Annotated in this window: 12 protein-coding genes; 4 read left to right on the forward strand and 8 right to left on the reverse strand. The window is 64.6% G+C overall.

The genetic code is table 11. From position 1 onward, the window contains the following. Positions 1-33: 33 nt before the first annotated feature. The 3 genes from GSQ75_RS16880 (at position 34) to ligB (ending at position 3,838) form a co-directional block, all read left to right on the forward strand. Positions 34-1,263: a spore maturation protein gene (locus GSQ75_RS16880; protein WP_158756042.1), complete on the forward strand. Its 1,230-nt coding sequence runs from the start codon at positions 34-36 to the stop codon at positions 1,261-1,263. Continuing rightward, a complete protein-coding gene (locus GSQ75_RS16885; RefSeq protein WP_158756043.1) occupies positions 1,263-2,036 on the forward strand; it encodes an NRDE family protein in 774 nt (257 codons plus the stop codon). The genes GSQ75_RS16880 and GSQ75_RS16885 overlap by 1 nt, the downstream gene beginning before the upstream one ends. Before the next feature lie 116 nt (positions 2,037-2,152). Then, entirely contained in the window at positions 2,153-3,838 is a 1,686-nt protein-coding gene (gene ligB, locus GSQ75_RS16890; RefSeq protein WP_343160926.1) for an NAD-dependent DNA ligase LigB, read from the forward strand. A 22-nt stretch (positions 3,839-3,860) separates the two neighbouring features. Here the strand turns inward: ligB and GSQ75_RS16895 are convergent, their stop codons facing one another. The 6 genes from GSQ75_RS16895 to dinG form a co-directional block, all read right to left on the reverse strand. Continuing rightward, positions 3,861-4,265 (reverse strand): YchJ family metal-binding protein, encoded by a 405-nt coding sequence (locus GSQ75_RS16895; protein ID WP_158756045.1) that lies wholly within the window; start codon positions 4,263-4,265, stop codon positions 3,861-3,863. 43 nt (positions 4,266-4,308) lie between these two features. Beyond that, positions 4,309-4,905: a DUF938 domain-containing protein gene (locus GSQ75_RS16900; protein ID WP_158756046.1), complete on the reverse strand. Its 597-nt coding sequence runs from the start codon at positions 4,903-4,905 to the stop codon at positions 4,309-4,311. A gap of 28 nt (positions 4,906-4,933) precedes the next feature. Continuing rightward, positions 4,934-5,131 carry a hypothetical protein gene (locus GSQ75_RS16905; RefSeq protein ID WP_077439231.1) on the reverse strand — a complete coding sequence of 66 codons (198 nt, stop codon included), beginning with the start codon at positions 5,129-5,131 and terminating at the stop codon, positions 4,934-4,936. A gap of 91 nt (positions 5,132-5,222) precedes the next feature. Next, positions 5,223-5,801, reverse strand: a complete 579-nt coding sequence (locus GSQ75_RS16910; RefSeq protein WP_158756047.1) for an NnrU family protein — start codon at positions 5,799-5,801, stop codon at positions 5,223-5,225. 53 nt (positions 5,802-5,854) lie between these two features. Continuing rightward, positions 5,855-6,409: a HutD family protein gene (locus GSQ75_RS16915; RefSeq protein WP_158756048.1), complete on the reverse strand. Its 555-nt coding sequence runs from the start codon at positions 6,407-6,409 to the stop codon at positions 5,855-5,857. Continuing rightward, the gene (dinG, locus tag GSQ75_RS16920; RefSeq protein WP_158756049.1) at positions 6,406-8,526 is read right to left on the reverse strand and encodes an ATP-dependent DNA helicase DinG; all 2,121 of its coding nucleotides are present in this window, start codon (positions 8,524-8,526) and stop codon (positions 6,406-6,408) included. The genes GSQ75_RS16915 and dinG overlap by 4 nt, the downstream gene beginning before the upstream one ends. 255 nt (positions 8,527-8,781) lie before the next feature. On the opposite strand from dinG, the gene GSQ75_RS16925 reads away from it, so the two are divergent. After that, the gene (locus GSQ75_RS16925) at positions 8,782-11,736 is read left to right on the forward strand and encodes a GGDEF domain-containing protein (protein ID WP_158756050.1); all 2,955 of its coding nucleotides are present in this window, start codon (positions 8,782-8,784) and stop codon (positions 11,734-11,736) included. 13 nt (positions 11,737-11,749) lie between these two features. Here the strand turns inward: GSQ75_RS16925 and GSQ75_RS16930 are convergent, their stop codons facing one another. Together GSQ75_RS16930 and GSQ75_RS16935 are read right to left on the reverse strand one after the other, a co-directional pair. Beyond that, positions 11,750-12,418, reverse strand: a complete 669-nt coding sequence (locus tag GSQ75_RS16930) for a DsbA family oxidoreductase (protein WP_158756051.1) — start codon at positions 12,416-12,418, stop codon at positions 11,750-11,752. A gap of 87 nt (positions 12,419-12,505) precedes the next feature. Then, a complete protein-coding gene (locus tag GSQ75_RS16935) occupies positions 12,506-14,176 on the reverse strand; it encodes an NAD(P)/FAD-dependent oxidoreductase (protein WP_158756052.1) in 1,671 nt (556 codons plus the stop codon). Positions 14,177-14,241 lie beyond the last annotated feature (65 nt).

Raw genomic sequence — 14,241 nt, forward strand, 5'->3', positions numbered from 1 at the left:
GCTCCAGCTTGATGACGACCAACGGCATGCTGCGTGCTCAATAGACTCTGGTTCGGGTTTTTCCTGACTGCTGCGGTAGCGGCGTTGTCGCGCTGGCTCATTGGTGGCGACGAGGGCGTGTTCGCAGCAGTGGTCGGCTCACTGTTCGACATGGCTGACCTGTCGGTCAAGGTAATGCTGCTGCTGTTCGGCACGCTGGCACTGTGGTTGGGTTTCCTGCGCATCGCCGAACAGGCCGGGCTGGTCGATCAACTCGCCCGCGTACTGGGGCCGTTGTTCGCGCGGCTGATGCCAGGCGTACCGCGCGGACACCCGGCGATCGGGCTGATCACGTTGAACTTCGCTGCCAACGCGCTGGGGCTTGACAATGCCGCCACGCCGATCGGCCTGCGTGCGATGCGCGAGCTGCAGACGTTGAATCCTTCGGCAGACACCGCGAGCAATGCACAGATCCTTTTCCTGGTACTCAACGCCTCGTCGCTGACGCTGTTGCCGGTGACCGTGTTCATGTACCGCGCGCAGGCCGGCGCGCATGATCCGACGTTGGTGTTCCTGCCGATCCTGCTGGCGCACTTTGCCGCCAACCTCACCGGCCTGCTGTCGGTGGCATACATGCAGCGCCTGAAGCTGTGGGATCCGGTCGTGCTGGCATGGCTGGGCGGTGGTGCGCTGCTGCTCGGCGGTTTCATCGCGCTGCTGGCTTCGTTGACGGCCGTGGCACTGGCTTCGTTGTCCTCGCTGCTGGGTAATCTGCTGTTGTTCGGCGTGATCATCGCTTTCCTATGCGCCGGCGCGTACAAGAAGGTGTCGCTGTTCGAAAGCTTCGTCGAGGGCGCGAAGCAGGGCTTCGAGGTGGCCAAGGATCTGCTGCCCTACCTGATCGCGATGCTGTGCGCGGTCGGCGTGCTGCGTGCCTCGGGCGCGCTGGATTTCGCGCTGGACGGCATCCGCTGGCTGGTGCTGCACGCGGGCCTGGATGATCGCTTCGTCGATGCGCTGCCCACGGCGCTGGTGAAACCGTTCTCCGGCAGCGCCGCGCGCGCGATGCTGATCGAGACCATGCACCACTCGGGCGTGGACAGCTTTCCCGCGCTGCTCGCCGCCACCATTCAGGGCAGTACCGAGACCACGTTCTATGTGGTGGCGGTGTACTTCGGCGTGGTCGGCATCAAGCGCGTGCGGCATACCGTGGGCTGCGCGCTGCTGGCCGATCTGGCCGGCGTGCTGGCCTCCATTGCCGTCTGTTACTGGTTCTTCGGCTGATGTGCCTGATCGCCTTTGGCTGGAACGCGCACCCGCACTGGCGCCTGCTGCTGGCCGGCAATCGCGATGAGTTCCATGCGCGTCCCAGTGCGCCGTTGGCGCGCTGGGACGATGCGCCGATCATCGGCGGCCGCGATCTGCAAGCCGGTGGTACCTGGCTTGGGGTGACTGATGCGGGGCGCTGCTGCGTAGTGACGAATGTGCGCGATCCACGTGATCCGCAGCTTGGCGTTTCACGCGGCATGCTGGCGACCGATTACCTTGGCGGCAGCGCGGATGCCAAGGTGCACGCGCAGCAGTTACTGCGCTCGGCGGCGGACTACCGGCCATTCAACCTGCTCACCTTCGATGCGCATGATGCGTTCTATCTGGGCAATCGCCCGGAGCCGCGTGCGCAGGCGATAGTTCCCGGTGTGCATGGCCTGTCGAATGCCGACTTCAACACGCCATGGCCAAAGACGCGTGCGCTGATGCGGTGCCTGCAGGACTGGATCGACGGCGGTGGTGAAGACGACTTCGCGCTGCTGTTCGCGGCGCTCGCCGATGAACGCGTCGCAGCGGATGCACAGTTGCCAGACACCGGTGTCGGCTTGGAGCGCGAGCGCTGGTTGTCTTCGGCGTTCATCCGAGGCGAACACTACGGCACGCGTGCCAGCACGGTGGTGGCGATCGGTCATGACGGTAGTGGGGTGATCATGGAACGCCGCTTCGGGCCGAATGGCCACTTCGAGGGCGAGACGATCTTGCGGACGGCAGGTTTGCCTTCCGCATAACGCTGATCCGTTGCGAGGCCGGCACCTACGCGCACTGTCGATACGATCGCATGCCGGCGTTGTCGGTCGTTGGCTAGCCTGTCAGGCATATCCATGGATGGGAGGGTCTCATGCGCATGCGATGGCTATGGCCGATCGCCAGTATCACGGCACTGACCGCTGGCGCGGTGCATGCAACGGATTGTCCCGACTGGTCACCGGCACAGGCGAAGCAGGAACTGAATGCACTGTATGACCGGCTCGATGGCTGGAATCATGCGTATCGGGTCAGCGGGCAATCGCCGGTCGACGACGCCATCTACGATCAGGCACTCAAACGCTTTTCCGCCTGGCGCCGCTGCTTTCCAGCACAGGCACCAGCGATGCCGGCGCATCTCGCCGACGCCAGTGGCGACCTGCGCTCGCCGGTGGCGCAGACCGGCCTGGCGAAGTTGCCGGATGCCACGGCGCTGGCCGCGTGGATGCATGCACGCGACGAACAGGATCTGTGGGTGCAGCCAAAAGCCGACGGCGTGGCGGTAACCTTGCTGTATCTGGACGGCCAATTGCGCCAGGCGACCAGCCGTGGCGACGGCCTGCACGGCTCGGACTGGACGGCGATGGCGCAACTGATCGAGGCGATTCCAAAACATCTGCCAAATGCACCGGCGCGCGTGGTGCTGCAAGGCGAGATCTACTGGCGTATCCCCGGTCATGTGCAGGCGAGCGATGGTGGCGTCAACGCACGCTCGGCGGTGGCGGGAGCGCTGGCACGCGACACTCTGGATGCGGCGACAGCCGTGAAGATCGGCCTGTTCGTCTGGGACTGGCCCAGCGGGCCAGCTGACATGCCGGCACGTTTGGCGGGCTTGCAGGCGATGGGGCTGGCTGACAGCGTGGCGTATACCCATCCAGCCAGGAACATGGATGACGTCAAACGCTGGCGCGAGCAGTGGTATCGCCATCCGATGCCGTTTGCCGCCGATGGTACGGTGGTTCGCCAGGGTCATCGGCCGCCTGCATCGAGCTGGCAGCCCATGCCGCCGACCTGGGCGGTCGCCTGGAAATATCCGGCGGCGTCGGCGCTGGCCGAAGTACGTGCGGTGAACTTCACCGTTGGTCGCAGCGGCCGTATCACGCCGGTGCTGGAACTGGTGCCGGTGCAACTGGACGATCATCGCGTGCAACGGGTCAGCGTGGGCTCGGTGGCGCGCTGGCGGCAGCTGGATATCCGCCCGGGCGATCAGGTCGAGGTGGTACTCGCCGGCCTGACCATTCCGCGCCTGCAGTCGGTGGTATGGCGCACGCAACAGCGTGCTGACGTGACGCCACCTGATCCCGGGAAGCATGAGCCGCTGAGCTGCTGGCAGGCCACACCCGGTTGCGAGGACCAATTTCGCGCGCGACTGCTGCGGTTGGCTGGCAATCAGGGCCTACGACTGGATGGTTTGGGCGCGAGTACTTGGCAGGCGCTGATCGACGCCGGGTTGATCCATGGGCTGCTTGACTGGATGAACCTCACACCTGCGCAGCTTGCTGCCGCGCCGGGGTTTGGCCAAGCGCGCGCCAGCACGCTGGCACAGACGTTTGCCAGCGCCCGTCAGCGTTCGTTTGCCCGTTGGATGCACGCACTCGGCATGCCGGCCAGTGCCGGCGCGGAACTGACGGACTGGGCCACACTGAGTGCGCGTAGCTCAGACGAGTGGCAGGCCGTCGATGGCATTGGCCAAGGCCGTGCGGATCGATTGGTCGAGTTCTTCACTCACCCCGAGCTGCGCGCGCAGGCCGTGCGATTGCATGCGGCAGGCGTGCAGGGTTTCTGAGGCGTGCGGTGAAACCTGCAGCTCAGTTCTTCAGCTCGCCATCGAGGTAATACCAGCGGCCGTATTCGCGCACGAAGCGACTGGTCTCGTGCTGCCGTTGGGCGCGGCCACCGCCGAGGCGGTAGCGGGCGACAAACTCGACTGTCGCGTGGTCATCATCAACCGTCTCATGCCGCCGGATTTCCAGCCCGAGCCAGCTCGGTGCCGGCTGTTGCGCGGCCAGCCGCAAGGAAGCCGGGCGTGTATCGGCATGCCAGCTTGCCAGCAGGTAGTCCTCGCGCCGCAGCACATAGGCGCTGTAGCGCGAGCGCATCAGTTGCTCGGCACTGGCGGCGACTGTGGCACCGTCGTGCAGGGGTCCGCAGCATTCGGTATATCCGACAGGGTTGCCGCAGGGGCAGGGGGTCAGCGTGTCGATCGACTTCATGCCGCCTTTGTACCCGCTTCGGCGGGTTTGTGCAGGTGGGGATTCAGCCGTGCTGGCGTCGCCACACGCGGCAACGGTTGTTGGCCGGCATCGCGATATCGTCGATCAGGGCGAAGCCGGCTTTGCCTGCCAATGCATCTACCGCTTCGGCATCGCGGATTGCCATTTGCGCGCCGCGGGCCTGCAGCCATTGGTCAAACGCGGCGTTGCTGTCGCTGCTGTAACGGCCCGCATAGTTGAACGGGCCATAGATGATCAGCGTGGCCTTGGGCGTCGTGACGGTAGTCAGCTGCGCGAACAGGTACTCCACTTCGGACCACGCCATGATGTGCAGGGTGTTGGCGCTGAATACTGCGTCGTAGCGCTCAGCAGGCCATGCGCCGGTGACATCGAGTTCCAGCGGCGGTGGCGTGTTCGGCAGCGCCGCCTCGTCCAGCCATGCGCGGATGCCAGGCAGGTTCTCTGCGCGGTCCGAACTTTGCCAGGTCAGTTGCGGCAGGGCCGCGGCGAAATGCACGGCATGTTCGCCAGTGCCACTGCCGATCTCCAGAACATGACTATGGCCGGCAAAATGCCGGCGCAGTACATCGAGTATCGGCTCGCGGTTGCGTCTGCACGAGGGCGAATGCGGTTTCTCCATCAGGCCGGCATCGATCGTACCGGCGCGATCAGACCGGGCGGCCGCGCAACACGCGTGCCGGCAGCATCAGCAGAGCACCGAGGAAGGCGAACACCGCGCCGACGGTGAAGCCGACCAGCCGGAATGGCAACAGCAGCAGCCACACGATCGGGTACAGCACCAGCGCCAGCAGGGCGAGCGGCCAGCAGAACACCAGGAGCAACAGCCAGAGCAGGAAAGCGGCCATGACACGACCTCGTGCAGATTGGATGAGCGGACTCTAGCGCAGGCGACGGCAGGTGCACAGATGACTCTTGCCACCCCTGCCGTTTACGCGGTCATGCCATCGGATTCACACCGATCAGCCACAGATGCAGCCACAGCGCGAAAACGACCCAGACCACGACACCGATGACCACAGTCAGCACGTCACCCTTGATCGAGCCGGCCGGATAAACAGTACCGGCCGTGCGGTCGCGCCGGCGCGACACGGCAAACAGCACGATTGCCCATAGCAGGAACGTACCGAACAGCACCACGTCGTGCAGCATGCCGGTGGCGAGCAGGTGACCGAAAGCCCACACCTTCACCGCCAGCACCTGCGGGTGGTGCAGTTTCGCCTTGATGTGGTTGCGTGGCACACGCGCGGCGAAAAACAGCACGAACGCGATCAGCGTGAACAGCGTATTGAGATGACGTAGCGGCATCGGCGGCACATACAGCAGCACGGGATGCTGGCGGGCCAGCCCGAAGCCCCAGCAGATCAACACGAAACCGATGATCGAGGCCAGCGCGAACAGACCTTTCCAGCGTTTCTCGCCCAATCGAGCGATCTGCCGGTTGCGCCAGTCGTTGGCGAAGATGCGCAGGGAGTGCATACCGAGAAAGATCAGCAGGCCAAGAATCAGCACGGACATGACGGCTACCTCGCGGATGGGTTCGCTCGAGTATAGGCGCCTACCGGCTTCGGTCAGGTGGCGCGGGGCTCGATTCGGATGATGAGTGCCAGGGCGTTATGGTGCAGCTTGACCCGACTCGCCGGCGAAGGCCGCCACGCATCGCCCGCGTGTAGCGGGCCGTCAGCCGTACCGATCACGCCGCGGGCGCAATAGACCAGTACCGTGAATGGATCAGGCAGCTGTTCCCCGGGCTCCTGCCATGCCCGTACCTCGCCGCGTGCCCGCGCACGCCGCACCATCAGGTTGAAATCGCGCGTCGGCCCATCCACCAAGGTCACCGCCACCCTGGCCTCGCCGGCAAAGGCGAATGGAGCGAACGGTGTGGTCAACGCATGTACGCGGCCATCTTCCAGCGTCATCGTGAAGCCGTTGCCGTCGAGCAGGGCGATCTGCCGGTCGATGCCGGGGAAGCTGGAGAACGGCGCCGCGCTGTCGACCTTGGCGATGCTCACGCGCCACAGGAAATCGTCGCTGCCGGCACCCTCCGGATGGACGGCTATTTCGCACGTGCTGCCAAGGCCGTTCTTCCATGGCTGCGGTGGACAATCGTGCAGTCGGATGATCATGCGGTTCGCTCGATGATGCGTTCAAATGGTGGTAATGCCTTCAGCATGCCGCTGCCGTAGCGCTTGGTGACCACGCGGCGATCCAGCAGCACGATGCGACCGCGGTCGGTCTCGTTGCGGATCAGGCGTCCGCAGTACTGGGTGAGCAGGCGTGTGGCTTCGGGGATGCTCACTTCGATGAACGGGTTGCGGCCGCGCGATTCCAGCCATTCGGCATAGGTGGCCCCGACCGGATCGGTTGGTACCGCGAACGGCAGCTGGGTGATCACTACCGTCTCGCACAGCTTGCCGGGCAGGTCGAGGCCTTCGCCGAACGAAGCCAGTCCGAACAAGGTGCTGCCCTTGCCGGCTTCGATATCGGCACAGTGCTCGGCGACCAGTTGTGACTTGCCCAGCGAGCCTTGCGCACGCACTTTGCGCACGTGCGCAATCGGCAGCTTCTGCAGCACGCGGTCGAGTTTCGCGCGCGAGGTGAACAGCACCAGATTGCCGGCATTCCAATCGAGATGCTCGGCCAGCCACTCGCTGATTTCCTCGGCATGCGCCTCGCGTGCGTCGGGCAGCGTGCGCATCGCTGGTACTTCCAGTCGTGCCTGCGTAGCGAGGTCGAATGGCGAGGGCAGGCTCAGCGTCACCGCATCATCGGGCAGTCCCACCGAGTCGGCAAAACCGCGGAAGTTGCCACCGGCGCTCAACGTGGCCGAGGTCATCAGCACGCCGCTGGCGTTGCCCCACAGCACGCTGCGCAACAGGCCACCGGCGGACACGGCCGAGGCATGGCAGACCAGTTGCTGGTCGCCGCTGAGGGTGACCCAGCGCGCCAGCGGTGGCGCGTCGTCAGGGTCGCTGCTCGACCACGCGTGCCAGGTACTTGCCTGCTTGCCGATGCGCTCCAGCGCGATGCCGAGCTCGCGCGACAGTGCTTCCTGGGTCGGACCGCCATCGGTCATCTCGACCACCGCGCGGCGTACTGCGGTCAGCCAGCGCTGCACTTCGCCAGTGCAGGCGCTGAGCATGCGCGCATGCTCCACCCACGGCTGTGGCAGCTGGCCGAGCGAGCCGCGATACATCGGCTCGGTTTCGGCGGGGTCGGGCAACCAGCCGAGGCGGATCTCCTTTTCCAGCTCCTCCAGTCCATTGCTGAGTTCCTGCAGTTTCGCGTCGCCGCGGTCGAGGCTGAGCTTGCCCAGGGTCTCCTTGTCGGTGAGCGAATACGCCGCGTGGACCTGCCGGCCGAGCCGGCTCAGCTGGCGCACGGTGGCGGTCATGTAGACCTCGGCGGCGCCGCGGTCGATCGCCTTGGCCGGCACATGATGGCCTTCGTCGAAGATGTATAGAGTTTCGTCCGGTCGCGGCAGGATCACACCGCCCCATGCTTGATTGCCGCCGCCTTCATCCTCGCCGGGCATGGTGAGGTCGGCCAGCACCAGATCCTGGTTCGCCACGATGATCTCGGCATCATCCACCGCGCGGCGTGCGGCGAAGAACGGGCAGATCATGAACTGGCCACACCTGCGGTTGGTGCAGCCGCCAGCGCTGGTGGTCACCATCGGGCGCAGCAGGTCACTGACCGGCTCCGGCGCGCTGTCCATGTCGCCGTTCCATTCACCGTTGTCGAAGGAGGCGCTCAACTTGCCCAGTGCCTGCTTGTCGCGTGGCTGCGGCGGCTTCGTCCACAGCGCGAGGTCCGCATCGAAACCGGCCAGACCCATCTGCCCGGAATCGTTCAGGCTGTTCGCTGCCATGCGCAGGTTGCGCGGACACAGGTAGCGGCCACGGCCCTTGGCCAGAGCCACCTTGGCCTCGATCTCGTTGAGCTTCAGGTACAGCGGAATGTCCCGCTGTACGAGTTGTTCCTGCAGTGCCACGGTGGCGGTAGCGATCAGCAGCTTCTTCTTCTGGAAACGCGCTACGGCCACACCGGCGATCAGGTAGGCCATCGACTTGCCGGTGCCGGTCGGCGCCTCGATCACGGCCACGCCGCCGGTGCGGCCGAACGCCTTGGCCACCTCGGCGATCATCCTTCCTTGCGACGCGCGCGCGCGGAAGCCCGGCAGCCCGTCCTTCAGGCGCGCATAGGCGGCGCGGATGGCGTCTTTGGTGGTGTCGGCGAGCATGTGGGGGTGGGGCCTGTGGTGCGGGTTATGCGTGAGTATGGGCCGGGATGCGGCCAGTCGCTGGAGGACGACCGCAGTCCGCGCATCGCGCCGGACCCATTAGTGCCGAATGCAATAGGACAGTTTATCGGTATTGCGTACCCGGCCGCATGGAGGCAGGCTCATGCCTAGGCTGGCGTCAGCCTTGTCGCGCGGATTGAAAGGGTATGCTGATCACTCGGCGCTGGGAGGCCCGGGCTTGGGGGAGCTCTATAGATGAAGCACGCGGATGCTGTTGAGTCGACGTTGTCCGACGGCTCATTGCAGCTGACATGGCTGGCTCGCCTCACGGCGGCCCACACACCCGACGAAGTGGCCAGGGTGATTGCGGGTCTGGCGCAGGCTGGATCGGGCTGCAAGGCTGCCTGCGTGTTGTGGGGGCTGGATCAGCCGGCCAGCCATCACAGTGTTCCGCCGACCCGCATGGATCCTGCCGACTGGTCGTGGCTGCTCGACGCAAGCCAGTCCGGGCAGCCCTGCTGGAATCCGGACCAGCATCGCATCGCGATTCGCCTGTGCCAGCAACCCGAACCGGCACTACTGTTGCTCACGCTGTGGCCGGGGCACGATGCCACCAGTTTTCTCGATGAACTGGTCGCGGCACTGCAGCTTGCCGGCCAGCATCTGCGCCGGGCGCTGGAGTGGTCCGACCTGCAGCACTCGCATCGGCAGCTGGAACGTTCCGAGGCGCTACAGCGCGCCCTGTTCGCGATCTCCGACCTGGCCGGTTCCGAGCGCGACATGCCGGACATGCTGCGCGGTATCCATGCCATCGTCAGCACGCTGATGTACGCGGAAAATTTTTTCATCGTGCTGTATAACGCCGAGCAGGACACGATCCGCTTTCTGTATTTCGTCGATGTCGAGTCACCCGCCGTGTTCGAAGTGGGCCAGGATCTGCCGCTGAGCACGATCGAAAACACGTTGACCTGGTACGTGATCCGCGATGGCAGCGCGCGCATGGGTGACACCGAGGAATTGCTGGCCCAGGTATCCGGGCCGGTCGCGCTGATCGGGTCGGACAGTTACGACTGGCTGGGCGTGCCGATGTTGCGTGATGGCCGGCCACGCGGTGCGCTGGTGGTGCAAAGCTATCGCCAGGACATCGGTTTTTCGGACGAGGATCTGACTCTGCTGCAATTTGTAGGCAGCCATATCCTCACCGCAGTGGAACGCAAGCAGACCAAGGATGATCTGGAACAGCGGGTACATTTGCGTACCCTTGAACTGGCCGAGGCGAATCGCGGCCTGCAGCTGGAAATCATCGAGCGGCAGCGCGCCGAACATCTGCAGGTAGCCTTGTTCCAGATCGCCGAGCTGGCCACCGCAGATATCGATCAGAGCGAGTTCTATCGGCGCGTGCATGCCGCGGTCGGCGAGTTGCTGAATGCGGAAAACTTCTTCATTGCCCTGCTTTCCGATGACGGTCAGCGTTTGACATTTCCCTACTCGGTGGATGAAGTCATGGCGCCGCCCGAAGAGCGGCCGCTGGCGCGTGGTCTGAGCGAATACGTACTGCGTTGTGGTACCGCCCTGTGGGCCGACAACGCGGACATCGAGGAACTCGTGCGCCAGGGCGAGGTGGCATCGGGGCGTTCTGGCGCGCCAGCGATGTCCTGGCTGGGCGTGCCGTTGATCGTCGGCGACGAGGTGATCGGTCTGGTGACGGTGCAGAGCTACAGTCCCCTGATCGTCTACGGGCCGGCGGACCAGGAACTGCTCAGCTTCGTGGCCTCGCAGGTCGCCAACAGCCTGGTCCGTCGTCGTTCCGCCGAGTCGCTGCGGCGCGCCTATGAACAGCTCGAGCACCGGGTGGAAGAGCGTACGTTGGCATTGCGCAAGGAAATCAACGAACGCGAACGCATCCAGGATCAACTCAGGCATCAGGTGATGCACGATTCGCTGACCGGGCTGCCCAATCGCGGCTACCTGCGCGATCGCATCGACCGCGTTTTGAACAGCATCCGACACGAGCCGTTGCGCCGTTGCGCTTTGCTGTACCTGGATGTCGACCGCTTCAAGATCATCAACGACAGCCTGGGGCACCTGGCCGGAGACGAGGTGCTGAAAGAGGTCGCGATGCGCCTGGCTAGTTGCGTGCGTCATCCCGATCTGGTGGCACGGTTGGCCGGTGACGAGTTCGCGATCCTGCTGGAAGAGGTGGAGATCCCGTCGGTGGCCATGACCGTGGCGCAGCGAGTGCTGGACGCGCTCGGGGCGCCGATGCTGGTCGCCGGCAAGGAACTGCAGCCAACTGCCAGCGTGGGTATCGCGATCGGCTACGCTCATTACCTGGCCGCCGACGAGTTGCTGCGCGATGCCGATATCGCGCTGTACCGGGCCAAGGAACTCGGGCGCAAGCGCTTCGAGATGTTCGACGAGACGCTGGCGAAGAACGTGGTCGACGTGCTGGCGCTGGAGGTCGAGCTGCGCCAGGCACTGCAGCATGATCAGTTCGAACCGTACTTCCAGCCGATCTGCCGGCTCGATGGTGGCGAGGCAGTGGGTTACGAAGCACTGATCCGCTGGAACCATCCGTCGCAAGGGCTGCTCAGGCCAGCGGATTTCATGAAGATTGCCGAAGACAGCGGGCTGATCGAGACGATCGACTGGCGCATGTTCGAACTCAGCTGCCGCCAGCTGGTGCGGCACGGTCGGGACGACACCTTCATGACCTTGAATGTGTCTGCATTGCACCTGCGTCATGCGGATTTCGACGTACGGCTGATCCAGCTTCTCGAACGCACCGGCCTGCCGCCCACGCGCCTGATCTTCGAAGTCACTGAAGGCGCGCTGCTGGACAATCCCGAGCGCGTACGCGCCACGCTCGACCGGTTGCGCATGGCTGGCGTGGGCGCCGCGCTGGACGATTTCGGCACCGGCTACTCGTCACTGAGCTACCTGCACTCGCTGCCGTTGCGCATGCTGAAAATCGACCGCGCATTCGTGCACGAGCTGGACAAGGATCAGAACAGCAGCAGCACCACCGTAGTGGCGGCGATCCTTGCGCTGGCGCGGGCGTTGAACATCCAGGTGATCGCCGAAGGCATCGAGACCGAAACCCAGCGCGATGTCCTGCTGGCGATGGGTTGCGAGATGGGGCAAGGCTATCTGCTGGGCTACCCGGCACCGATCGGACAATGGCTGGAAGCCCACACCGATAGCGAGTGAGCCGATGGGCTAGTCAGTGTGGCGCTGCCGCCGCGATCTGCCGCAATGCTTGCTCGAATGCCTCAGGCGGCTGGCCACCGGAAATCAGGTGTTGGCCGTTGATGATGGTTGCCGGCACCGAGTGGATGCCACGACTCTGGAAGAACTGCTCCTGTGTACGTACATCGTCGGCATAGGTATCACTGGCAAGAATTTGCTGCGCACGCTGGGTATCCAGGCCAGCCTCGCCGGCCAGTCGCGCCAGCGTGTCATGCGCGCTGACGTCCTCGCCATCAGTGAAGTAGGCGCGCAGAAGTACCTGCTTCAGCGCGAGGTCACGACCTTCCAGTTCCGCCCAGTGCAGCAGCCGATGTGCATCGAAAGTGTTGTAGACGCGGCTGCGCCGGTCCATCCGGAACGTGAAGCCGAGCGACTCGCCACGCGCGCGGATCGCTTCGCGGTTGGCATCGATCTGTTCGGGTGTGCTGCCGTATTTGTGTACCAGATGCTCGGTGGAATCCTCGCCTTCCGGCACCATCTGCGGATTCAGCTCGAACGGCTGAAAGTGGATTTCCGCAGCGACCTCGCCATCCAGCTTCGTCAGCGCCTGCTGCAGTGAGGCGAGCCCGATCGCACACCACGGGCACGAGACATCCGAGACGAAATCGATACGGACCGGAACGGGGGTGGCTTGCGTGGACATCGGGGCACCTTCAAGGGATAGGTATGTCGCAGGCCGGTTGGACTGCAGATCTGCTCTAGATAGGGTCGCCAGGTGATGCAATCAATCTCAATTTCTCGACAGCGTCGTGATGCTCAAAGCCACCGCCTCGGCGATCTTGATCCCATCGACGGCCGCGGACAGGATGCCGCCGGCATAGCCGGCACCTTCGCCGGCGGGATAGAGGCCGCGGGTGTTGAGGCTTTGCAGGCTGTCGTCGCGTTTGACTCGCACTGGCGAGGAGGTGCGTGTCTCGACGCCGGTGAGGATCGCGTCGTGCATCGCATAGCCACGGATCTGGCGCTCGAATGCGGGCAACGCCTCGCGGATCGCGGCGATCGCATAACCGGGCAGCGCGCTGTCGAGCTTGCCCAGAGTCACGCCTGGCTTGTAAGACGGCTGCACGTCACCGAATTCATGCGAGGCGCGGCCGGCGAGGAAGTCGCCGACCAGCTGGCCCGGCGCGCTGTAGTTTTCGCCGCCCAGGATGTAGGCGCGGCTTTCCAGTTCGCGTTGCAGCGCGATGCCGGCGAGCGGGTCGAGCTGGCCGTTCTCGAGCCGGTTGTCGAATGGCGCAAAGTCGGATGGCTCGATGCCGACCACCACCGCCGCATTCGCATTGCGCTCATTGCGTGAGTACTGGCTCATGCCATTGGTAACCACGCGGCCGGGTTCGGAGGCGGCGGCGACCACGGTACCGCCCGGGCACATGCAGAAGCTGTAGACCGAACGACCGTTGCCCTCGTGATTGCCCTTGCAGTGGTGCACCAGTTTGTAGTCGGCGGCACCGAGGATCGGATGGCCGGCCTGCGGGCCGAAGCGGGCATGGTCGATGACCGATTGCGGATGCTCGATGCGGAAACCGATCGAGAAGGGCTTGGCTTCCAGATAGACACCGCGTGCGTGCAGCATCTCGAAGGTGTCGCGCGCGCTGTGGCCGACTGCCAGCACCACATGGTCGGTACGGATCTGCTCGCCATTGGCCAGGGTCACGCCACGGATCTGCTGCTGGCCGTCCACGCTGGGCTCAAGCAGCAAGTCGTCGACGCGCTGGCTGAAACGGATCTCGCCACCCAGTGCTTCGATCGTGGCGCGCATGTTCTCCACCATCGTCACCAGTCGGAACGTGCCGATATGCGGCTTGCTGACGTAGAGGATCTCCTCCGGCGCGCCGGCCTTGACGAACTCGGTGAGCACCTTGCGGCCATGATGCAGCGGATCGCGGATCTGGCTGTGCAGCTTGCCGTCGGAGAACGTACCGGCACCGCCTTCGCCGAACTGCACGTTGGATTCCGGGTGCAGGTTGCGCTTGCGCCACAGGTCCCAGGTGTCCTTGGTGCGCTCGCGCACTTCCTTGCCGCGATCGAGGATGATCGGACGGAAACCCATCTGCGCCAGGATCAACCCGGCGAACAGACCGCAGGGGCCGAAGCCGATCACCAGCGGGCGGTGTTCCAGCTGGGCTGGTGCCTGGGCGACAACGTGGTAATTGGTGTCCGGTGTGGGCTGGACATGCTGGTCGTCGGCGTAGCGTCGCAGCAGTTCCGCTTCTCGCGGCGTCTCGATGTCCAGTGCGTAGATCAGTGCGATCGCGCCACGTTTGCGCGCGTCGTAACCACGCCGGGCGACGGTGTAGCGGGTCAGCGCTGCGGCCTCGATATCCAGCCGCTTGAGGATCGCGGCGGTCAGCGCGGCCTCGGTGTGATCGAGCGGCAGCTTGAGGTCGGTCAGTCGCAACATGGGTCTGGGAATCCGGAAACTGAAATCAGCTGCAGGATTTTCGCAGATATCGCGTTGGCGTGATG

It is taken from the genome of Dyella sp. S184 (assembly GCF_009766065.1).
Lineage (GTDB): Bacteria > Pseudomonadota > Gammaproteobacteria > Xanthomonadales > Rhodanobacteraceae > Rhodanobacter.